Here is a 20000-nt window from a genome sequence, read left to right as displayed (position 1 = left end):
AGGGCTCAAATGCGGTGAGTAGTTATTTCAGAGAAGCGGGGCGGTTTTCTGCCAAAGCAGCCATAACGTCTTGTCGAACCTTTGCCAACCAGATATCGAGCTCCGCCTCGGTCTCAATGACTGCTCTTGGCAAATGTACGATTTGTGCCTTAGGCACCAACAAATCAACCGCATCCTGACGCATACGGCTAAAACGGCCTGCCAGGGCTGAGGTTTTATCGCTCCACTGCGCTAACGAAGTGTTTTCAATACATTCGAGTACTCTGTCATTACCGGACAAAGGTGACATTTCCAGGTTATCCAGATGGTGCTTTTTCAGCAATTGCTTCTGCTGCTCATTAGAAAGCTGGTTCCAAATTGCATCATCCTGCACATCTTTTAAGCACTCGTTATATTCGGTTTGGAAATCTTCGTACTTTTTCAAAATGGCAACGCGAATTTTTTCTATTACCTGCTTCAGCAGCGGCTGTACGGGATCGGGATCGGCCAACAGGCTTCGATTTTGCTCAATCGCATGCACTTCTTTCATTAGCTCATCAAAGCCAACTAAGTTTTGGCAAAATTTAAGCGCAGCCTTCAGTTCCCCCCAACGCGCCTGTCTGGCAGACACTTTTTCAGCAAGCCCTTTCCAACGCTCCACTTCATCGATGATGTTACTATGTCGTTCATACGCAGCCATTAACTGTTCATTGCCAGAAAGCCTTTCGACTTCGACAAGCAGCTCTGCTTTTGGCGGCAGCGGTAGTGGGGCATCTCCACCTGCTTTGCGCGCCAGTTGCTTGGCTGCTTCTATCGCATCTCGTAATTTGGATTGTTCTTCACCGTTTGTGCAGTTCAAACCAATCGCATGAATCAAACTTTTGATGCCCGCCAGCTGTCGTGGCGACAAACTAACGGTCTCAGGACGGAAGTTAGTTTGAGATACCTTGCTGCGCTCCAAACTTTTCGCATCAACTGATTTTTCCTGAGAATCACTTGCTTTCAGCGCACCGGCTGCCAACATGGCAAAGAGCCCGCCGTCAACGGTATCTTTCGGCCAGCCGAAAGGAGCTGACATAAATTTATCTCGTATCTCAGCCCCATTTTTTGCAACACCGATGTAGCGTTTAATGGCGACACAGACGGGATGCTTTTCCACTTCATCATTATGACCTACAGCTTCCAGCGCATTGGCATCAGCGAATTTACTTGCACGCTCAAATACCTTATCCCATCCTTTTTGATCTGCAGGCTTAAACTCAGTGTAGAGCCGCTCACATGCTTTCTTACCTGCATTTTGGAACTGCTCAGCTAAGGTGTCGCCAGGTACATCGCTCCCACCAGCCATTTGTACCTGGATACCATCAATAATCTCTTTCAGGATCAGTTTCTTGGTCCGCTCAGCTTCATATTTACGGTGCTCCATTGCAGCTCGAGCGTCTTTACCCGCATCTGTAGATGGTATCCCACTCACTTCCAGAGTTGTTTCAGCCGCTTTAAAATCGACGATTGCACTCAGTAGCTCATTACGGCGAATGGAGGGAACATGAATGAAAATAGTAGCGTCATCAGGATTCGCACTACGCACTGCATCCTCAAAGGCTTTTTCCTTACATTCAAGCACATGAGCATAAAGATGCTTTTTGGCATCGGCAGGAAGGTCTTGGTCGAAACAAACGGTGATCTTACGAGGTTCGTTACTAACTCCCTGAGTCACGCTACCAAACCCTAAGGCATTGTTAACACGGTTTTTGATTTCAAGGCTGCGGAACGTTTCTAAGCGTTGTGGGTTACCGCGCAGATCATTTTGTTGCTGTTTGAAAGTGTCATGCCATTGCTGGCTTTCCAGGGTTTGCAGTCGGTACTCAACGCCAGCACTAGTATTCATTGGCAGTAAGTCGCCAGCATCAACCAATTCCTGGATTAAACGTGGCAATTTTGCTCTAAGTTCGTGTTTGCCTTCGCTTAAGTGTTCCAAGAGCAAGTCAGCAAGGAAAGCTTCTGTGGAAGCAATACCGTGATTTATGTCTGTCGGTAATTTACTAATGAGAAGTATCAACGAAAGAATTCTGCCTTGCAGAACAGTATCTTCGCTACCAGCCTTGAAGCGAGCAATCTTTTCGTAGATCTCTTTACCAATAACACCAGTTTGCAGCAAATTAATCGCAATCTGCTCATAGATAAAATCAGCAGGCACTACCGATCCCAACGGCTTCAGGGCTGTTGACTTAGTCGCCTCATGCACCACTCGCAGCTGATTACGTAATTGAGATCCAGTACCGGTTTTATCCAGAGCCGGCAAAACCCGCTCCCAGAAGCGGCGACGCACTGGCAACAATGGATAGTCTGCAATCATCCATTGTTCATCGTCTTTATGAGCTTCAATAACTGAACCACTCATGTGACGGTTAATCTCACCGAGGTTGGTATGCAACACAGATTCAATCTCAGCTCTGGCTGTTTCTTTCTTCTGAAGAATAACTTTACGAATTACTGCATCAACATCAGTATCTTCTAACTGAACTGAAATCTGGAAGCGCCCCATGAGTCGTTGCAAGTTTTGCAATCCGGATAACGCACTTTGCCCAGTAGCTACGAACAACAATTTCGATTTAAGGGCTCCTGCTTTACAGCAAGTTTCTACTGTTTCTTGTACTAGATGAGCGCGATCGGGATCGTCAGCGATATATTGCTGAACTTCGTCAAGAACCACCAAAGTGAGAGGCATGTCTCCTTCATTTGACAATGCATCGACAATAGACTGAACCATTTCAGTATTAGAAACATCATCAACAATTTTGTACTGTGCGCGAAGCATATCGCGTACTTCTTTCGCATCACTGCCTAGAGATGGCAAAGCATGTAACAGCGCATTCGCCATGACTGGTGAAACATGGAGATTGCGCAGTTCTTTCTTCCACAGGTCTTCGCCTTCTTTACCTTTGGCATGCTGTTGGATATAAGCTTTAACCTGTTCAAGCACCCCTTCAGATTTTAGCCAAAGCTCGAATTGAGCAAGATGGTATTGCTCAGATAACCCTGCTGATTTAAATATAATCGCCAACAAGGCCAATCGAACTTTGTCTTCTGCCCCAGCGCCCAATGTTCCTGACGCAGCATGGAGCCCCCCCAACCGGCTCCCCAACGTCGAGAGTTCGTCGAAGTACTGCCGAACATCATCCGGTAACTCAACCAACGAGCGGGCATCTGCTCCGCTTTCCATTTTTTGATTTACCCAAAGAGTTCTTAGCATTTTCGCTAAGTGCGATTTTCCAGAACCGAAGAAGCCTGAAACCCAAACTGCGGGCTGCTCACCAGAGCTTTTAACATTTCGTAAGTAATTGCTTAGAATATCAGCCATGCCTTTGGCATAAGCCCCACTACAGACAAACGTCCGCAGCTCATAATCTAATGTTTCAAGTGCTCCTTTGGAGAGATCATCTTTTACCTCGGCCACACCGTTGTTGGCCAGTTTGCTTTCCAGAGGGTCAAGTTTATAAATTTCACGGTTTAGCATTTTTCTGTACCTGGTTAAGCTACGGTAATAGCAGTGGCTTGATATCCCCAGCCATCTTTGGCATCGAGCAGTTTGTAATTATTTTCATGATATTCTCCGGGGAAAAATACCACCAAGCGGCCCTGTACTTGAGTCGTTAAAGATTTAACTAAAGCGGAGACTGATACAAAGCCGAACATGGTCCCACATCCCATAAGAGCCACTACAGATTCAGGTGTTTGGTGCACATTAATCTGCTCATGGAGTTTCGACACAAGCTCTTCAGCAAAATAGTCATAGCTTCCTTCCAGATACTCAGGATCTTCGAAATAAGCCTCTTTGTAGTCCTGTCTGGCCATCCAGTAGGGGAACTCATTGGTCAAGTCCAACAACAGCCATGGGTGCTCGCTTTCGATGCATGCATGCTTAAATTCAGTCATGCGAGCACGAAGCTTAAGCTCATCCTCTTTGTCATATACGACAAAGATAGCTTTCTCTTCAGCTGAGATATTGTTACCCCATGGCACACTGATGTGACTGGAAAAACTTTTCAGTAATTTTGACAATCTGTCAGACATCACGTTATTCCTTAACTAGGAGATTCAGAGGTGCAAAAGACACTTCAACGACCTCACTGGCTTGTTTGAAATTAATCAGGCCGCGCAAAGTTGCTCTATATGCAAGCTCGTACAAAGTTGTTTCATCAACTGGTAATAGTTTCATCCAAAAGCTATCAAACAAACGTTTACCTGAAAGCCCCTGGAAGTGCCCAAGGAGTAGAGCATAAACCACGTTCACATACGTTACTTTTGGGTCAGTACGTTTTTTTTTAACCTTACCCGAAAGATAACCTGATTGAGTCCAGGTGCCACTAATGTTTCGAGCAAATGACTGAAGTGATGCCTGACTAAATCGATCTGGATCGTCTTTTGCTAGGTGTTCTTCCATAACGCTTCTGGGTAAGATTTGCCCAGGCTTAAGTGCCGTAATGACCCCAACAGATTCTCGAAGTAGTGGATCTCTTGCAATAGCCAATTGCAGTGCGAGTAGAGGCTGAGCTTCTTCAGATAGCTCCCAAAGTTGACGAAAAAATTTGAACAAAGGTATGTGCGGAGACATCCCATAAAGACCAACCATGTGCCGATAAGTTAGTTTCCTGGCACTAGAACTGGGTTTATGAAGAATATTGTCATCCACAATGCTTACCCTATATTCTTCTTGTAAGGTGTTCTCAGGCCGTGCCTGGAGCAATATCTTCAATTCTTTGATCATCATGCAACGCGCTGCATGAGGTCCATTTTTTCCAAACTTGAATCCATACTGAACTAACTGCTCATGGTTCATCAGGATACCTCCTCAAATCCGAGTACTAAAAGCCATTTTTGATAAAAAAACTGCTTTCGTTCTGCTTTAGCACTCAAGTATATTGTTCGTAAATATGTAAAGCCATTATCTGCAACTATCTTGATTTAACTGAATAAATGGTTACCAAAGTCGAATGGGCTAACCCTACTTTCACGATTTCTATCCAGATAATCCGCCCACCACTGTAACATCAACCTACGCTCCCCAAGATGTTCCGCCTTATGGATGTAAGCCGCACGCACAGAGTTACGTTCCTGATGGCTCATCTGCCGCTCTACTGCATCCCTCGACCACAACCCCGATTCTATCAGTGAACTACAAGCCATGGTCCTGAAACCATGCCCACAGACTTCCGTTTTTGTGTTATAGCCCATCACTCTCAGAGCCTTGTTCACTGTGTTCTCACTCATGGGTTTACGCGGATCGTGATCACCAATGAAGATCAGCTCACGGTTTCCACTCATACTTTTGATCTTTTCCAAAATGGCTAACGCCTGCCGCGACAAAGGAACAAGGTGAGGTGTCCGCATCTTCGAACCTCGCTGAGAATGTTTAACACCTTCCAGCGGCTCACGCTCACCCGGAATCGTCCACGTGGCCGTTTCAAAATCTACTTCTGACCAGCGGGCAAATCGCAGCTCGCTTGAACGGATGAAAACCAATAACGTGAGTTCGACAGCCAGTCGGGTTAACGGTCTTCCAGAATAGTGATCGATACGGTGAAGCAATTCAGGTATACGATTGAGTTCCAGAGCAGCACGATGCTGTCTTTTCGCCGTAGCCACCGCACCGGCAATCTCTTGAGCGGGGTTGTAGTCGATTAATCCGCTCTGCACAGCAAAGCGCATAATCGCGGTAGTACGCTGCTGCAAACGAGCCGCAACTTCGAGTCGTCCGGAAGATTCCACCGCTTTGATGGGTACAAGCAGATCCCGAGTCTTAAGCCCCGCAATGTTCCGCTTACCGATAGCAGCAAAGAGATTATCTTCCAGGCTTTTCAATACACGAGCGCTATGCGATGCCGACCATTTTTGATTACTGGCGTGCCATTCTCTGGCAACCACTTCAAACGTTATTGCCTCTTGCTCCTGCTCTACCTTAACGGCTTTCTTGTTCTCACTGGGATCGACGCCATGAGCTAACAGCTTACGGGCTTCATCCCGGCGCGCCCTGGCATCCGCCAGCGAAACCTCAGGGTATTTCCCCAGCGCCAGCATCTTCTCTTTGCCACCGAAGCGATAACGTAGCCGCCAGTATTTGGAGCCGTTAGGGTGAACCAGCAAAACCATACCGTCGCCGTCAGTAAGTTTATAGGCTTTTGCTTCAGGCTTAGCCGAACGAACCTTCACATCACTTAGAGCCATGATGAGTATCCTTTCAAGGATTCTGTGTGGGTACAAACATTATCGAACCGGGATATACCCGCAGTTGTACCCACATCAGTAAGTTGATGTAGATTGAATCAGGTTGACTTAGGTTGAGTGAAAAAGCGAGGAAAGCCTTGCGCATACTGGATTTCAGGCACAAAAAAAGACGTCCGTTGACGTCTATTGATGTTCCGATGGTGCCGAAGGCCGGACTCGAACCGGCACGTATTTCTACGGTTGATTTTGAATCAACTGCGTCTACCGATTTCGCCACTTCGGCACTGAAGGGGATGCGGAAACGTTGTGGATTATACCTGTCGCGCGCCGCCATGCAAGCGACGACGCGCTAAACCCGCGCTAAGTGCCCAAAAAACCAGCGTCCTTCGTCACTCCAGCTCAGACACCGCCAGCCGAATCACCCCCGCCGCCTTCTTCTCCGGTAGCGCCAGCACCTTCGCCCACATCTCCTGCACCATATCGCAGGAGAGCTTCTCCTTGCCAGCCGCCTTCTCCGGCATCTGCAGCAGCTGGATGTCCTCGCCGTACTTATCGGCAAGCGCCTTCATAATCGGCCGCACGTCCTCGACAGCCGCCTCGCGTTCGGCCGGGGTCACGGTGTGGCGGTTTTTGCCGTAGGCCGCGCGCATCATGTCGGCGTCGGCCTGCATGCGCCGCGCCATCAGGTCTTTATCCAGCATGCGCATCGGGTTCACGCCGCCCTTCACCGTCGGGTAGAGGAAGCGGAAGCAAGCGTCGTCGCTCACCTTCTGGATGGCGGCGGTCTGCTCCATGTTGATGGTCATGTAGTTCACCACGTTGGCGTCCGGGGCGCTTTGCAGGCGCGACATCTGCAGATGCAGGATCTGCGGCTGGATGGTGTCGATAATCTGCTGCTCCGGCTCGCCCGCTTTTTGCAGGGCGGCCATCTGGTCGAGGATGCGCTGATGCAGCGCGGGCTCCTGCTCCTTAATCACCTGCCAGGCGGGCATCGCGTTAAGGGCGGTATCCATCTGCTGTTCAGGGGCGCGCTGCCTGTCGAAGAACACCCAGAACGCCACGGCGGCGGCCACCACAACAACCATCACGGTACGGGTCCACGTTTTATTCATCTCGCATCCTTAACCTTGAGTTGTGCCGGTTTACACCGGCACGCCGCTGTGGAAGCGAAACTCGTGGTCCGGTGTCGAGATAAGTGTGGCTTCAATTTCGCCAAAAAGCTGTATGCGCGGTGAGATATCGTCGTCGCTCACCTGCTGGGCCAGCGTCAGGTAGTCCTGATAATGGCGCGCTTCCGAGCGCAGCAGCGAGAGATAGAACTTCTGCAGGTCGTCGTCGAGGAACGGGGCCAGCGCGGCGAAGCGTTCGCAGGAGCGGGCTTCGATGTAGGCGCCGCAGATCAGCTTGTCGATCAGCGTCAGCGGCTCGTGGGTGCGCACGTCCTTCAGCATCCCTTTGGCGTAGCGGCTGGCGGTGATTTTGACATACGGAATGTCGCGGGCCAGCATCGCCTCGCGCACCTGCCAGAAGTGGTGCAGCTCCTCTTTGATCAGCAGCACCATGCTGTCGATGAGCGCCTGGCCCCACGGGTCGTCGGTTTTGGGCATCACGCTTTTGCCAATCTGCCTGTGCAGGGCGATGAAGTCCGGCTCCGGGCCGTCGCGGAAGGTGAACTGTTCGTAGGGTTTGAGCCAGTCGAGCAGCGCGTCGGCACCGCTTTCGTCGGCGACGTATTTACGCACCAGCAGCAGCGCGGTCTGGGCGGCCTTGAGCTCGCACACCATGTGGTCGGTGAGCAGCAGCGGCAGGTTCGCGGGGTCGCGGGCTTTATCAATCCATGCTTGCGGGGTCGGGCACTGGAGGAAGTTGAGTACGGGGGCGAGTATCTGCGGGTAATCCATGGTTCTGCCTTGAAAAAGCGGTGGCGTGCGCCACCGCCTGAAACGCTTAGTGACGCACGCCGTCGTCGTCTTCGTCGACGTAATCTTCGTCGTCGCCTTCTTCGCCGTCTTCACCGTTCGGATCTTCGAAGTAGGTTCCCCAGCCGTCGTATTCCACTTCAAACTTCTCGGCCAGGTTCATCAGCTGTTCTACCTGCACGTCGATCAGCTCCGCCTTCAGCGCGCCTTCGCTCAGGATGTCGCAGCAGATGACGGTGTCGCCCTCTTCCACTTCCAGCTCTTCCGGCTCTGTCACTTCGTAACCCAGCTTGAAGGCTTCCACGGCCAGTTTTTCCAGCGCCTCGAAATCGTCAGCAGAGAAATGGTGCTCGATGGTGTACAGCGCGTCCGGATCGCTACCGTCTTCCAGCAGTTCTTCAATAATAAGACGCGTCTCTTCGCGTTGCTCTTCCAGGTGTTCCGGGTTTGCCATGGCTCAATCCTCTTTAAAGTGCGGCAGATACTTCTATTTTCACACACGGACGGGTTTGCCTCCACCTTTGTAAGAAAGAATTGTGAAACGGGGTTGCAAATGAATAATTACACATATAAAGTGAATTTTAATTCAATAAGTGGCGTTCGCCATGCGAGGATAAAATGTCCGATTTATACAAGAAACACTTTCTGAAATTGCTCGACTTTACCCCTGCACAGTTCACTTCTCTGCTGACCCTTGCCGCACAGCTCAAAGCCGATAAAAAAAATGGCAAGGAAGTACAGAAGCTTACCGGTAAAAACATCGCGCTCATCTTCGAAAAAGACTCGACCCGTACACGTTGCTCTTTCGAAGTTGCCGCATTTGACCAGGGCGCGCGCGTCACCTATTTAGGACCGAGCGGCAGCCAGATTGGGCATAAAGAGTCAATTAAGGACACCGCGCGGGTTCTCGGGCGGATGTACGACGGCATTCAGTATCGCGGCCACGGCCAGGAAGTGGTCGAGACGCTGGCGCAGTACGCGGGCGTGCCGGTGTGGAACGGGCTGACCAACGAGTTCCACCCGACGCAGCTGCTGGCGGACCTGCTGACCATGCAGGAGCACCTGCCGGGCAAGGCGTTTAACGAGATGACGCTGGTGTACGCGGGCGACGCGCGCAACAACATGGGCAACTCGATGCTGGAAGCGGCGGCGCTGACCGGGCTGGATCTGCGCCTGGTGGCCCCGAAAGCCTGCTGGCCGGAAGAGAGCCTGGTGGCGGAGTGCAGCGCGCTGGCGGAGAAGCACGGCGGGAAGATCACGCTGACGGAAGACGTGGCGGCAGGCGTTAAGGGCGCGGACTTTATCTATACCGACGTCTGGGTGTCGATGGGCGAAGCCAAAGAGAAGTGGGCGGAGCGGATTGCGCTGCTGCGCGGGTATCAGGTGAATGCCCGGATGATGGCGCTGACCGGCAACCCGAACGTGAAGTTCCTGCACTGTCTGCCGGCGTTCCATGACGACCAGACCACGCTCGGCAAGCAGATGGCGAAGGACTTCGATCTGCACGGCGGGATGGAGGTGACGGACGAGGTGTTTGAGTCGGCGGCGAGCATCGTGTTCGACCAGGCGGAAAACCGGATGCATACGATTAAGGCGGTGATGGTGGCGACGCTTGGGGAGTGATTGGGTCCTCTGAGCGCGGGTGCCCTCACCCCGGCCCTCTCCCACAGGGAGAGGGAGTAAACCCGTTTAGCCGATCAGCATCTTCACCACAACCTTACGCACTTGCGCAGGTGCCCCCACCGCGCACAGCGGCTTATGCACTTCACCCGGCCAAAACACCACAAAATCCCCTTCGCTCAGCACCACGGTTTTCTCCTGCTCGCCTTCCGGCAGGAAGGCAATGTCTTTGTCCGCCAGCCAGTCGGTGTCCGGCACGCCATGCGGCAGGGTGCTGAACGTCATCCCTTCCTGGCCCTTCATCACGATCTGAATATCCAGATAGCGCGCGTGGTACTCGGCTCGGCGCTCGGCAAACGGCTGGGTCATGTCTTCAGAGACCAGATAAAACAGGCTGTTGCCGTTGATGTCGTGTTTACCGAGCGGCGTGGCGCCGGTGACGTGGGCTTTAACGTGCTCAATCGCCTGGCGCAGATCGTCAGGCAGCCAGGACTGCAGATGGTGGATGTTGCCGATAATCATGTTTCAATCCTCAATATAAAACGATGTTTCATTTTCATCTTTTATACGAGAATCCCGGCTGCCATACCAGCCCTTTTTCGAAGAGGTTTGCGCGAGCGCATGTTTATCGGGAAAGGTGTTAATTCTCTGTTAATCCTGCTCAGGCAATTATGCAGGGGTTATGCATAACCTCGATCAGCGCTTATCACACGACTGTTCTAACCCCTTGATCATGCTCTCTAATTAACAAAACCCGTTGCCGCCTCACACTTTACTGTTTTGATAATTTGCTCTAAAAAACCATAATTATTTATTGATTTTTCTTAAGTCAAAAATAGTTAATTACGTTAATTGCATAGCCATTCTTGCGCATGATTTTTATCATTTAAAATCAGTCACATAACAAGATATTTCAAAATATTAAAATCTACAAAATAATAACAACCTAAAATAATGCCACCGGATCCTGCTTAGCTATTCATCCTTCAATAATATGAAATTAATCATTATCTGATGCGAATCATGCAAATGAAAACAAACCCCTTAATATCCGGTTTCGCGTGAGCAACATCACAATACGGATTATTTAACTGCCTAGTATGAATCACGAAATCAATTGAGCTTAGCCGCCATGCAATTAAATACATCACATGGCGCATGCCCTTTTTATTCTGAAAAACAGTTAAAGGAATAATTATGGAAAAGCATTACGTCGGTTCTGAAATTGGTCAATTGCGTAGCGTTATGCTGCACCGCCCAAATTTAAGTCTGAAACGTTTAACGCCATCAAACTGCCAGGAGCTGCTTTTTGATGACGTGCTCTCGGTTGAACGGGCGGGTGAGGAGCATGACATCTTCGCAAACACGCTGCGCGAGCAGGGTGTGGAAGTCCTGCTGTTGACCGACCTTCTGACACAAACCGTTGATATTTCAGAAGCGAAAGCCTGGCTGCTGGATACGCAAATCTCGGACTACCGCCTCGGGCCGACCTTTGCCGGCGACGTGCGCGGCTGGCTGGCGGATATGCCGCACCGCGAACTGGCGCGCAGACTGAGCGGCGGATTAACCTACGGGGAAATTCCGGCGGCCATTAAAAATATGGTAGTCGATACCCACACGGCGAATGATTTTATTATGAAGCCGCTGCCGAACCATTTATTTACCCGCGATACCTCGTGCTGGATTTATAACGGCGTTTCTATTAACCCGATGGCAAAAGCTGCGCGCCAGCGTGAAACAAATAACCTGCGGGCAATATATCGCTGGCATCCGGCGTTTGCCGACGGCGATTTTATTAAGTATTTCGGCGACGAGAATATTAATTACGACCACGCCACCCTAGAAGGCGGCGACGTATTGGTTATTGGACGCGGAGCGGTCCTGATCGGCATGTCCGAGCGCACGACGCCGCAGGGCGTGGAGTTCCTCGCCAACAGCCTGTTCAAACACCGTCAGGCCGAGCGCGTGATCGCCGTGGAGCTGCCAAAACACCGCTCCTGCATGCACCTCGACACCGTCATGACCCACATCGACGTGGACACCTTCTCCGTTTATCCGGAAGTGGTGCGCAAGGACGCCCAGTGCTGGACGCTCACCCCGGACGGACGCGGCGGCCTGCTGCGCACGCAGGAAACCGACCTGCTGCACGCCATCGAGAAGGCGCTCGGCATTAGCCAGGTGCGCCTGATCACCACCGGCGGCGACGCCTTTGAAGCGGAACGCGAGCAGTGGAACGACGCCAACAACGTGCTGACCATTCGCCCGGGCGTGGTGATCGGCTACGAGCGCAACGTCTGGACCAACGAGAAGTACGACAAAGCGGGCATCACCGTGCTGCCCATCCCTGGCGACGAACTCGGACGCGGCCGCGGCGGCGCGCGCTGCATGAGCTGCCCGCTGGAACGTGACGGAATTTAAAGGAGCCATCATGGAACGAAAACCCACTCTGGTTGTGGCGCTCGGCGGCAACGCGCTGCTCAAGCGCGGCGAGCCGCTGGAAGCGGAGATCCAGCGCCAGAACATCGAGCAGGCCGCCCGCACCATCGCCGGGCTGACGGCACAGTGGCGCGTGGTGCTGGTGCACGGCAACGGGCCGCAGGTCGGGCTGCTGGCGCTGCAGAACAGCGCCTACGACAAAGTGACGCCCTACCCGCTGGACGTTCTCGGCGCCGAAAGCCAGGGAATGATCGGCTACATGCTTCAGCAGGCGCTGAAAAACAATCTGCCGCAGCGCGAGGTGAGCGTCCTGCTCACGCAGGTGGAAGTGGACCCCGCCGACCCGGCCTTCCGCAACCCGACCAAGTACATCGGCCCGGTGTACAGCGAAGCCCAGGCGAAAGCGCTGGCCGCAGAAAAAGGCTGGGTGTTCAAGGCCGACGGGAGCTACGTCCGCCGCGTGGTGCCGTCGCCGCAGCCGAAGCGCATCGTCGAGAGCGACGCCATCACGGCGCTTATTCAGCGTGACCACCTGGTGATCTGCAACGGCGGCGGCGGCGTGCCGGTGGTGGAGAACGCCAACGGCTATCGCGGGATTGAGGCGGTGATCGACAAAGACCTCTCCGCCGCACTCCTGGCGAGGCAAATCGAGGCCGACGCCCTGCTGATTTTGACCGATGCCGACGCGGTGTACCTCGACTGGGGCAAGCCGACCCAGCGCCCGCTGGCGCAGGTGACGCCGGAGCTGCTCAGAGGCATGCAGTTCGACGCCGGATCGATGGGGCCGAAAGTGGCCGCCTGCCGCGAGTTTGTTGAAGCCTGCAACGGCATTGCCGGGATCGGCGCGCTGGCCGACGGCGCGGAGATCCTGGCAGGCGAGAAAGGCACGTTGATTCGCAATTGAGTCGTTTTCCCCTCACCCTAACCCTCTCCCGGAGGGAGAGGGGACGTAAACCTGGGGTGAGTGCATCAGACAGCTAAATTTTAAAAAGGATTTCCCACATGACCATTAACCTGAAAAACCGCAACTTCCTGAAACTGCTGGACTACACCCCGGCGGAGATCCAGTACCTGATCGACCTCGCCATCGAGCTGAAGGCCGCCAAAAAAGCCGGGCGTGAGAAGCAAACCCTGGCCGGGAAAAACATCGCCCTGATCTTTGAAAAAACCTCCACCCGCACCCGCTGCGCCTTCGAAGTGGGCGCGTTCGACCAGGGCGCGCAGGTCACCTACCTCGGCCCAAGCGGATCGCAAATTGGTCATAAAGAGTCGATGAAAGACACCGCCCGCGTATTAGGCCGCATGTATGACGGCATCGAATACCGCGGCTACGGCCAGGCCATCGTCGAAGAGCTGGGCGAATACGCGGGCGTGCCGGTCTGGAACGGCCTGACCGACGAGTTCCACCCAACCCAAATCCTCGCCGACCTGATGACCATGCTGGAGCACGCGCCGGGCAAAACCCTGCCGGAGCTAAGCTTTGCCTACCTGGGCGATGCGCGCAACAACATGGGCAACTCGCTGATGGTCGGCGCGGCCAAGATGGGGATGGATATCCGCCTCGTCGCGCCGAAATCCTTCTGGCCGGAAGCCGGGCTGGTTGAGCAGTGCCGCGCCATCGCGAAAGAGACGGGCGCGCGCATCACTCTCACCGACGACGTGGAAGAAGGCGTGCGGGGCACCGATTTTCTCTACACCGACGTGTGGGTCTCCATGGGCGAGCCGAAGGAGGCCTGGGCCGAGCGCGTCAGCCTGATGAAGCCGTATCAAATCAACGCGGACGTGATGAAAGCCACCGGCAACCCGAACGTCAAGTTCATGCACTGCCTGCCGGCGTTCCACAACGAGCACACCAAAGTGGGCCGCGAGATCGAGATGGCGTACGGCCTGAAGGGGCTGGAGGTGACGGAAGAGGTCTTCGAATCACCGAACTCCATCGTCTTCGACGAAGCAGAGAACCGCATGCACACCATTAAAGCGGTCATGGTGGCGACACTCGGCGACTAATCACCGCCCGGCGCGCCGCGGGGTGCGCCGGGTTAAGGAGCACATCATGGGCAAGTTTAAGTTTCCCTCCGCTTACACCATTCTCTTTTTTCTGATTGCCGTTGTGGCGGCGCTGAGCTGGGTCGTCCCTGCCGGTCAGTACCAGATGGCGATGAACGAAACCCTCGGTAAAGAAGTCCCGATTGCCGGAACGTACGCCCACGTGGCGGCGCATCCGCAGGGGCTGGTTTCCGTCCTGATGGCGCCCATCGCCGGGCTGTACGATCCGGTTTCCGGTCAGGCCGGGGCGATCGACGTGGCGCTGTTTATCCTGATCATCGGTGGATTCCTCGGGATCGTCACCAAAACCGGGGCGATTGACGCCGGGATCGAGCGCGTCACCACCCGGCTGCGCGGGCGCGAGGAGTGGATGATCCCGATCCTGATGGCGCTGTTTGCCGCAGGCGGCACGATTTACGGCATGGCCGAAGAGTCGCTGCCGTTCTACACCCTGCTGGTACCGGTGATGCTGGCCGCGCGCTTCGATCCGGTTGTCGCCGCCTCCACCGTGCTGCTCGGGGCGGGGATCGGCACGCTTGGCTCTACCATCAACCCGTTCGCAACGGTGATCGCCGCCAACGCCGCCGGGATCCCCTTCACCAACGGTATCGCCCTGCGCGTGGCGCTGCTGGTCATCGGCTGGATCATCTGCGTGGCGTGGGTGATGCGCTACGCCCGCAAGGTGCGCCAGGATCCGTCGCTGTCGATCGTAGCGGATAAACAGGAAGAGAACCGCACCCACTTCCTCGGCAACAAAGGCGAACAGTCGCTGGAATTTACCCCGGTCCGCAAAATCATCCTGGTGATTTTCGCCCTCGCCTTCGCGGTAATGATCTACGGCGTGGCGGTGCTGGGCTGGTGGATGGCGGAGATCTCGGCGGTGTTTCTCGCCAGCGCGATTATCGTCGGCCTGATTGCCCGCATGAGCGAAGAGGAGCTGACGTCGACGTTTATCAACGGCGCGCGAGATTTGCTGGGCGTCGCGCTGATTATCGGCATCGCGCGCGGTATCGTAGTGATCATGGATAAGGGCATGATTACCCACACCATTTTGCACAGCGCGGAAGGGTTGGTCAGCGGGTTGTCCACGGTGGCGTTCATCAACGTGATGTACTGGCTGGAGGTCGTGCTGTCGTTTCTTGTGCCTTCTTCGTCCGGCCTGGCCGTTCTGACGATGCCGATCATGGCGCCGCTTGCCGATTTCGCTAACGTCAACCGCGACCTGGTGGTTACGGCTTACCAGTCGGCCTCCGGCATCGTTAACCTGGTCACTCCCACCTCTGCCGTCGTGATGGGCGGGCTGGCTATCGCCCGCGTGCCCTACGTGCGTTATCTGAAATGGGTGGCGCCGCTGCTGGGGATATTAACGGTGGTGATTATGGCGGCGTTAAGCCTGGGGGCGTTGTTGTGACGTTTTGAAGTTGTAGGCCCGGTAAGCGTAGCGCCACCGGGCGTTTTGTTTCAGCCACTTACATGGGAAATAGTTATGACGGAATATGGTGATTACTCTCCAAAAGAACAGCTTCAGCTGACGGTCTGCCAGCGTCTGATCGCAGAAAAGAGTTATCTCTCTCAGGAGGAGATCCGCCGGGATTTGCAGGAGCGTGGTTTTGAGACCATCAGCCAGTCCACCGTTTCACGTCTGCTTAAATTGCTCGGTGTCATAAAAATTCGAAATGCCAAAGGGCTAAAGATTTATTCGCTGAATCCCCAGCTGCGCCCTGCCCCCGACGCCGCGCGTACCGTGTCCGAAATGGTGGTCAGCGTCGAGCACAATAGCGAGTTTATCCTTGTTCATACCGTCGCCGGATATGGCCGCGCGGTGGCGCGTATTCTGGATTATCACCAGCTACCGGAAATTTTAGGCGTGGTGGCTGGCAGCAGTATCGTCTGGGTCGCGCCCCGGGTCGTGAAGCGCACCGCGCTGGTGCATAAGCAAATTAATTATTTACTCAGAACGCATTAATATTCATAAAGAACCGTTTGCATTGAGTAAAGTGTGCATTAAATCGCTTGATCCGAAAAGCGAGCTGCGTATAATGCCCGACAATTTGCCGGGAGGAAGCATGGTCAAGCGTGTACGACATAACGTCTTACCGCGTCTGAAATCAGACGCTGGCCTGCCGTTTTTCTTCCCGTTGCTAAACCTATTCCCAGAGCCCCTCATTTGAGGGGCTTTTTTTTGCCCGGCGTCAGGAGATAAACATGAATCCGCTTTATCAAAAACACATCATTTCCATAAACGACCTCAGCCGCGAAGAGCTGGAACTGGTTCTGGAAACCGCGGCAAAACTGAAGGCCAATCCGCAACCGGAGCTGCTGAAGCACAAGGTGATTGCGAGCTGCTTCTTCGAAGCCTCGACCCGCACCCGCCTCTCCTTTGAGACCTCCATGCACCGCCTGGGCGCGAGCGTGGTGGGCTTCTCGGACAGCAGCAACACGTCGCTGGGTAAAAAAGGCGAGACCCTGGCGGATACCATTTCAGTGATCAGCACGTACGTCGACGCGATTGTGATGCGTCATCCGCAGGAGGGCGCGGCGCGTCTGGCGACCGAGTTTTCCGGCGGCATTCCGGTACTGAACGCCGGTGACGGTGCCAACCAGCACCCGACGCAGACCCTGCTGGATCTGTTCACCATTCAGGAGACGCAGGGCAAGCTCGAGAACCTGAATATCGCCATGGTCGGCGACCTGAAATATGGCCGCACCGTCCACTCCCTGACCCAGGCGCTGGCGAAATTTAACGGCAACCGCTTCTTCTTCATCGCGCCTGACGCGCTGGCGATGCCGCAGTACATTCTCGACATGCTGGACGAAAAAGGCATTCAGTGGAGCCTGCACGCCAGCATTGAAGAGGTGGTGGGCAACGTGGATATTCTCTATATGACCCGCGTGCAAAAAGAGCGCCTGGACCCGTCCGAATACGCCAACGTGAAGGCGCAGTTCGTGCTGCGCGCCAGCGACCTTGAGGGCGCGCGCGACAACATGAAGGTGCTGCATCCGCTGCCGCGCATCGATGAGATCGCCACAGACGTGGATAAAACGCCGCACGCCTGGTACTTCCAGCAGGCCGGAAACGGCATCTTCGCCCGCCAGGCGTTACTGGCACTGGTTCTGAATCGCGAATTGGCACTGTAAGGGGAAACGACCATGACACACGATAACAAACTCCAGGTTGAAGCCATCAAGCGTGGCACCGTGATTGACCACATCCCTGCGCAGGTGGGCTTTAAGCTGCTGACGCTGTTCAAACTGACCGAAACCGACCAGCGCATCACCATCGGCCTGAACCTGCCGTCAGGCGAAATGGGCCGCAAGGACCTGATTAAAATCGAGAATACCTTCCTGACCGACGAGCAGGTTAACCAGCTGTCGCTGTACGCGCCGGACGCTACCGTCAACCGCATCGACGAGTATGAAGTGGTGGGCAAATCCCGCCCGAGCCTGCCGGATCGCATCGAAAGCGTGCTGGTCTGCCCGAACAGCAACTGCATCAGCCATGCTGAGCCGGTTTCCTCCAGCTTTGCAGTGAAAAAACGCGCCGATGACATCGCGCTCAAATGCAAATACTGCGAAAAAGAGTTTTCTCATTATGTGGTGCTGGCCAACTAATTGAGGTTGGTAAAGGATCCCGGCCTCCCTATAATGGCCGGGACTCTTAAATCAGCTGTTATTCTGGAGAAATCATGACCAAAGTACTCGCGACGGAAAATGCACCAGCGGCTATCGGCCCCTACGTTCAGGGCGTTGATCTGGGCAGCATGATCATCACCTCTGGCCAGATCCCGGTGAACCCAAAAACCGGTGAAGTACCGGCCGACGTGGCGGCACAGGCGCGTCAGTCGCTGGAAAACGTGCAGGCGATCGTGGAATCCGCGGGCCTGAAAGTGGGCGACATCGTGAAAACCACCGTTTTCGTGAAGGATCTGAACGATTTCGCGACCGTTAACGCCACCTACGAAGCGTTCTTCACCGAGCACAACGCCACCTTCCCGGCGCGCTCCTGCGTGGAAGTAGCCCGTCTGCCAAAAGACGTGAAAATTGAAATCGAAGCGATTGCCGTACGTCGTTAATCTGTTTCAGTAAATACAGGGCAGCTCAGGCTGCCTTTTATTTCGCCTATTTTTATCCTCGCGTTAAAATGACCTTCCCCCCGTCCATAAATACACTCACGCGGTATATTGATTATTATGGACAGAGAATGAAACTTTCAAAAATTGCGCTGGCGATAGCGGCATTGACCGTTACCTCTTCCGCACTGGCCCATGGCTATATTGAATCTCCAGCCAGCCGCGCCTATATGTGCAAGCTCGGCCAAAATATCGATTGTGGTTTAGTACAGTACGAACCGCAGAGTGTAGAAAAAATTTCCGGTTTCCCGGCTGGCGCTATGCCGCCGGATGGGCAACTCGCCAGTGCCGGCATTGCCCAGTATTCTCAACTGGATAAACAGAGCCTGAATGCCTGGACAAAAACGCCGATGACGGCAGGGCCGCATCAATTTGTCTGGCACCATACCGCCCCACACAAAACCGCCAACTGGCGTTATTACATCACTAAGCAAAACTGGGATCCGAATAAACCCCTGACCCGCGCTCAGTTTGAATCTACCCCATTCTGTACTGTAAACGGGAATGGCCTTGCCCCCGCGATGACGCAGTCCATGAATTGTAATGTTCCTGAACGCACCGGATATCAGGTCATTTATGGCGTGTGGGAAATTGCCGATACGGCAAACAGTTTCTATCAGGCTATTGATGTTGATTTTGGTAATAGCGCAAGCACCTCGACTGACGAGGCGACAGCGGGCGTATCGGAGTGGAGCAAAATGATCTCCGGCCAAATCGCGGGCAATAACCTCCATACGGGCGACAAAATCATTGCACGCTTCTTCGACGCTAACGGGGAAGTTGCCGCCCTGCGTACCGAGTTGACCATCGGCTCGGCTACCCAAGGGGATGCAAACCAGTGGTCATACGATCTGGCGCAGAAGATCAACGCCGAGCACAGCGACGTTCGCGTCGGGGTGAAGGATGAAGCGGGTGAAATCAACCCGGTTCACGGCGCGAACAGCGTATTCGTGAAGGACGGCAGCACGCTGCAGTCCGTCGCGATTTCGTATGAAGAGCAGAAAGCGGAAGTGAATGAAACGATTGCCGTTTCTAACCTGCAGTACAGCAAAATCGAACATGACAGCGCGACCGTGACGTTCCACGTGAGCACCAAAGGCGACGTGAATATGGAAGCACACGTGATGAACCACAGCGGTGCGGAAAAAGGCTATCTGAAACAGGAGATGAACAACGCCAGCCAGGACGTGACCATGACCCTGAATGACGTGACACCGGGCCACCACATGCTGAAATACTACGCCACCAACAAAGACGGCACCCTGTTTGCCCAGGACGTGCTGAACCTGATGCTGGAAGGCGAAGCGGCGGCGGACAACGCCGGTCAGCATGACTATATCTTCCCGGACAATGTCGCGTCTTACAAAGCAGGTACCGTAGTGTTACAGCCTAAAGACGGTAAGACCTACGAGTGTAAACCTTTCCCGTACAGCGGTTACTGCATGCAGTACAGCAGAACGTCTACCCAGTTTGAGCCAGGCGTTGGCACACACTGGAAAGAGGCGTGGGTGTTGAAGAACTGAGTTGCCTTTACGCCCGGCGGCACATAGTTTTCCGGGGCGAACCGGCACGTAGGCCCGGCCAACCAAGTGCCCCCCGGGGCGTTTTTTTTTTTACCCCGGCGCCCGCCCCAGCGGCGCCCGCG

General features: G+C 54.0%; 20 protein-coding genes, 1 tRNA gene and 1 pseudogene. 12 read left to right on the top strand and 10 right to left on the bottom strand.

Annotation, left to right across the window (positions count from 1 at the left end):
• Positions 1–22: 22 nt before the first annotated feature.
• The 8 genes from brxC to rraB all read right to left on the bottom strand — a co-directional run bounded on the left by brxC (position 23) and on the right by rraB (position 8577).
• Positions 23–3496, bottom strand: a complete 3474-nt coding sequence (brxC, locus tag AB8846_RS10295) for a BREX system P-loop protein BrxC (protein ID WP_370732644.1) — start codon at positions 3494–3496, stop codon at positions 23–25.
• 14 nt (positions 3497–3510) lie between these two features.
• Complete coding sequence (locus AB8846_RS10290) at positions 3511–4053, bottom strand: BREX protein BrxB domain-containing protein (protein WP_370732643.1); 543 nt, start codon at positions 4051–4053, stop codon at positions 3511–3513.
• A gap of 4 nt (positions 4054–4057) precedes the next feature.
• Positions 4058–4819 (bottom strand): hypothetical protein, encoded by a 762-nt coding sequence (locus AB8846_RS10285; protein WP_370732642.1) that lies wholly within the window; start codon positions 4817–4819, stop codon positions 4058–4060.
• Between the two features lie 125 nt (positions 4820–4944).
• Positions 4945–6204: a tyrosine-type recombinase/integrase gene (locus AB8846_RS10280; RefSeq protein ID WP_370732641.1), complete on the bottom strand. Its 1260-nt coding sequence runs from the start codon at positions 6202–6204 to the stop codon at positions 4945–4947.
• 198 nt (positions 6205–6402) lie between these two features.
• Positions 6403–6487, bottom strand: a tRNA-Leu gene (locus AB8846_RS10275).
• Positions 6488–6593: 106 nt separating this feature from the next.
• Entirely contained in the window at positions 6594–7316 is a 723-nt protein-coding gene (locus tag AB8846_RS10270) for a topoisomerase II (RefSeq protein ID WP_370732640.1), read from the bottom strand.
• A 30-nt stretch (positions 7317–7346) separates the two neighbouring features.
• Positions 7347–8105, bottom strand: a complete 759-nt coding sequence (miaE, locus tag AB8846_RS10265) for a tRNA isopentenyl-2-thiomethyl-A-37 hydroxylase MiaE (protein WP_032625253.1) — start codon at positions 8103–8105, stop codon at positions 7347–7349.
• A gap of 46 nt (positions 8106–8151) precedes the next feature.
• The gene (gene rraB / locus AB8846_RS10260; protein ID WP_370732639.1) at positions 8152–8577 is read right to left on the bottom strand and encodes a ribonuclease E inhibitor RraB; all 426 of its coding nucleotides are present in this window, start codon (positions 8575–8577) and stop codon (positions 8152–8154) included.
• Positions 8578–8676: 99 nt separating this feature from the next.
• Here rraB and argL point away from each other — a divergent pair, with 99 nt between their 5' ends.
• Both argL and argF (AB8846_RS10250) read left to right on the top strand, forming a co-directional pair.
• Positions 8677–8772 (top strand): putative translational regulatory protein ArgL, encoded by a 96-nt coding sequence (gene argL, locus AB8846_RS10255; RefSeq protein WP_213328991.1) that lies wholly within the window; start codon positions 8677–8679, stop codon positions 8770–8772.
• Positions 8742–9746 (top strand): ornithine carbamoyltransferase, encoded by a 1005-nt coding sequence (gene argF, locus AB8846_RS10250; protein WP_370732638.1) that lies wholly within the window; start codon positions 8742–8744, stop codon positions 9744–9746. The genes argL and argF (AB8846_RS10250) overlap by 31 nt, the downstream gene beginning before the upstream one ends.
• A gap of 66 nt (positions 9747–9812) precedes the next feature.
• Here argF (AB8846_RS10250) and AB8846_RS10245 read toward each other — a convergent pair whose 3' ends face one another.
• Positions 9813–10265, bottom strand: a complete 453-nt coding sequence (locus AB8846_RS10245; protein ID WP_370732637.1) for a YhcH/YjgK/YiaL family protein — start codon at positions 10263–10265, stop codon at positions 9813–9815.
• A gap of 675 nt (positions 10266–10940) precedes the next feature.
• Between AB8846_RS10245 and arcA the strand changes: the two genes are divergently transcribed.
• The 5 genes from arcA to AB8846_RS10220 all read left to right on the top strand — a co-directional run bounded on the left by arcA (position 10941) and on the right by AB8846_RS10220 (position 16191).
• The gene (gene arcA, locus AB8846_RS10240; protein WP_370732636.1) at positions 10941–12161 is read left to right on the top strand and encodes an arginine deiminase; all 1221 of its coding nucleotides are present in this window, start codon (positions 10941–10943) and stop codon (positions 12159–12161) included.
• Positions 12162–12171: 10 nt separating this feature from the next.
• Positions 12172–13083 (top strand): carbamate kinase, encoded by a 912-nt coding sequence (gene arcC, locus AB8846_RS10235; protein ID WP_213328993.1) that lies wholly within the window; start codon positions 12172–12174, stop codon positions 13081–13083.
• Between the two features lie 98 nt (positions 13084–13181).
• The gene (gene argF / locus AB8846_RS10230; RefSeq protein ID WP_370732635.1) at positions 13182–14186 is read left to right on the top strand and encodes an ornithine carbamoyltransferase; all 1005 of its coding nucleotides are present in this window, start codon (positions 13182–13184) and stop codon (positions 14184–14186) included.
• Positions 14187–14232: 46 nt separating this feature from the next.
• Positions 14233–15636 (top strand): YfcC family protein, encoded by a 1404-nt coding sequence (locus AB8846_RS10225; RefSeq protein ID WP_370732634.1) that lies wholly within the window; start codon positions 14233–14235, stop codon positions 15634–15636.
• 75 nt (positions 15637–15711) lie between these two features.
• Entirely contained in the window at positions 15712–16191 is a 480-nt protein-coding gene (locus tag AB8846_RS10220; protein WP_023334317.1) for an arginine repressor, read from the top strand.
• 3 nt (positions 16192–16194) lie between these two features.
• Here the strand turns inward: AB8846_RS10220 and AB8846_RS10215 are convergent.
• Positions 16195–16312, bottom strand: a pseudogene (locus AB8846_RS10215) (hypothetical protein).
• Here AB8846_RS10215 and AB8846_RS10210 point away from each other — a divergent pair.
• From AB8846_RS10210 to gbpA, 5 genes are all read left to right on the top strand, one after another.
• A complete protein-coding gene (locus AB8846_RS10210; protein WP_022646880.1) occupies positions 16292–16396 on the top strand; it encodes a pyrBI operon leader peptide in 105 nt (34 codons plus the stop codon). The pseudogene AB8846_RS10215 and the gene AB8846_RS10210 overlap by 21 nt on opposite strands.
• Positions 16397–16430: 34 nt before the next feature.
• Positions 16431–17363: an aspartate carbamoyltransferase gene (pyrB, locus tag AB8846_RS10205; RefSeq protein ID WP_063144042.1), complete on the top strand. Its 933-nt coding sequence runs from the start codon at positions 16431–16433 to the stop codon at positions 17361–17363.
• A gap of 12 nt (positions 17364–17375) precedes the next feature.
• On the top strand, positions 17376–17837 hold the full coding sequence (gene pyrI, locus AB8846_RS10200) for an aspartate carbamoyltransferase regulatory subunit (RefSeq protein WP_023310197.1): 462 nt from the start codon (positions 17376–17378) through the stop codon (positions 17835–17837).
• 74 nt (positions 17838–17911) lie between these two features.
• Positions 17912–18298 carry a 2-iminobutanoate/2-iminopropanoate deaminase gene (gene ridA, locus AB8846_RS10195; protein WP_014882305.1) on the top strand — a complete coding sequence of 129 codons (387 nt, stop codon included), beginning with the start codon at positions 17912–17914 and terminating at the stop codon, positions 18296–18298.
• 128 nt (positions 18299–18426) lie between these two features.
• Complete coding sequence (gene gbpA / locus AB8846_RS10190; RefSeq protein ID WP_370732633.1) at positions 18427–19878, top strand: N-acetylglucosamine-binding protein GbpA; 1452 nt, start codon at positions 18427–18429, stop codon at positions 19876–19878.
• The last annotated feature ends 122 nt before the right edge of the window (positions 19879–20000 follow it).

Source organism: Enterobacter sp. KB-221C9 (genome assembly GCF_041320715.1).
Classification (GTDB): domain Bacteria; phylum Pseudomonadota; class Gammaproteobacteria; order Enterobacterales; family Enterobacteriaceae; genus Enterobacter; species Enterobacter asburiae_D.
This window is presented reverse-complemented; position numbering and strand designations above follow the sequence as displayed.

Excerpts from the sequence above, each read along its gene's own strand:
- brxC (WP_370732644.1), bottom strand. The coding sequence starts at position 3,496 with ATGCTAAACCGTGAAATTTATAAACTTGACCCTCTGGAAAGCAAACTG.
- AB8846_RS10290 (WP_370732643.1), bottom strand. The coding sequence starts at position 4,053 with ATGTCTGACAGATTGTCAAAATTACTGAAAAGTTTTTCCAGTCACATC.
- AB8846_RS10285 (WP_370732642.1), bottom strand. The coding sequence starts at position 4,819 with ATGAACCATGAGCAGTTAGTTCAGTATGGATTCAAGTTTGGAAAAAAT.
- AB8846_RS10280 (WP_370732641.1), bottom strand. The coding sequence starts at position 6,204 with ATGGCTCTAAGTGATGTGAAGGTTCGTTCGGCTAAGCCTGAAGCAAAA.
- AB8846_RS10270 (WP_370732640.1), bottom strand. The coding sequence starts at position 7,316 with ATGAATAAAACGTGGACCCGTACCGTGATGGTTGTTGTGGTGGCCGCC.
- miaE (WP_032625253.1), bottom strand. The coding sequence starts at position 8,105 with ATGGATTACCCGCAGATACTCGCCCCCGTACTCAACTTCCTCCAGTGC.
- rraB (WP_370732639.1), bottom strand. The coding sequence starts at position 8,577 with ATGGCAAACCCGGAACACCTGGAAGAGCAACGCGAAGAGACGCGTCTT.
- argL (WP_213328991.1), top strand. The coding sequence starts at position 8,677 with ATGAATAATTACACATATAAAGTGAATTTTAATTCAATAAGTGGCGTT.
- argF (WP_370732638.1), top strand. The coding sequence starts at position 8,742 with ATGTCCGATTTATACAAGAAACACTTTCTGAAATTGCTCGACTTTACC.
- AB8846_RS10245 (WP_370732637.1), bottom strand. The coding sequence starts at position 10,265 with ATGATTATCGGCAACATCCACCATCTGCAGTCCTGGCTGCCTGACGAT.
- arcA (WP_370732636.1), top strand. The coding sequence starts at position 10,941 with ATGGAAAAGCATTACGTCGGTTCTGAAATTGGTCAATTGCGTAGCGTT.
- arcC (WP_213328993.1), top strand. The coding sequence starts at position 12,172 with ATGGAACGAAAACCCACTCTGGTTGTGGCGCTCGGCGGCAACGCGCTG.
- argF (WP_370732635.1), top strand. The coding sequence starts at position 13,182 with ATGACCATTAACCTGAAAAACCGCAACTTCCTGAAACTGCTGGACTAC.
- AB8846_RS10225 (WP_370732634.1), top strand. The coding sequence starts at position 14,233 with ATGGGCAAGTTTAAGTTTCCCTCCGCTTACACCATTCTCTTTTTTCTG.
- AB8846_RS10220 (WP_023334317.1), top strand. The coding sequence starts at position 15,712 with ATGACGGAATATGGTGATTACTCTCCAAAAGAACAGCTTCAGCTGACG.
- AB8846_RS10210 (WP_022646880.1), top strand. The coding sequence starts at position 16,292 with ATGGTCAAGCGTGTACGACATAACGTCTTACCGCGTCTGAAATCAGAC.
- pyrB (WP_063144042.1), top strand. The coding sequence starts at position 16,431 with ATGAATCCGCTTTATCAAAAACACATCATTTCCATAAACGACCTCAGC.
- pyrI (WP_023310197.1), top strand. The coding sequence starts at position 17,376 with ATGACACACGATAACAAACTCCAGGTTGAAGCCATCAAGCGTGGCACC.
- ridA (WP_014882305.1), top strand. The coding sequence starts at position 17,912 with ATGACCAAAGTACTCGCGACGGAAAATGCACCAGCGGCTATCGGCCCC.
- gbpA (WP_370732633.1), top strand. The coding sequence starts at position 18,427 with ATGAAACTTTCAAAAATTGCGCTGGCGATAGCGGCATTGACCGTTACC.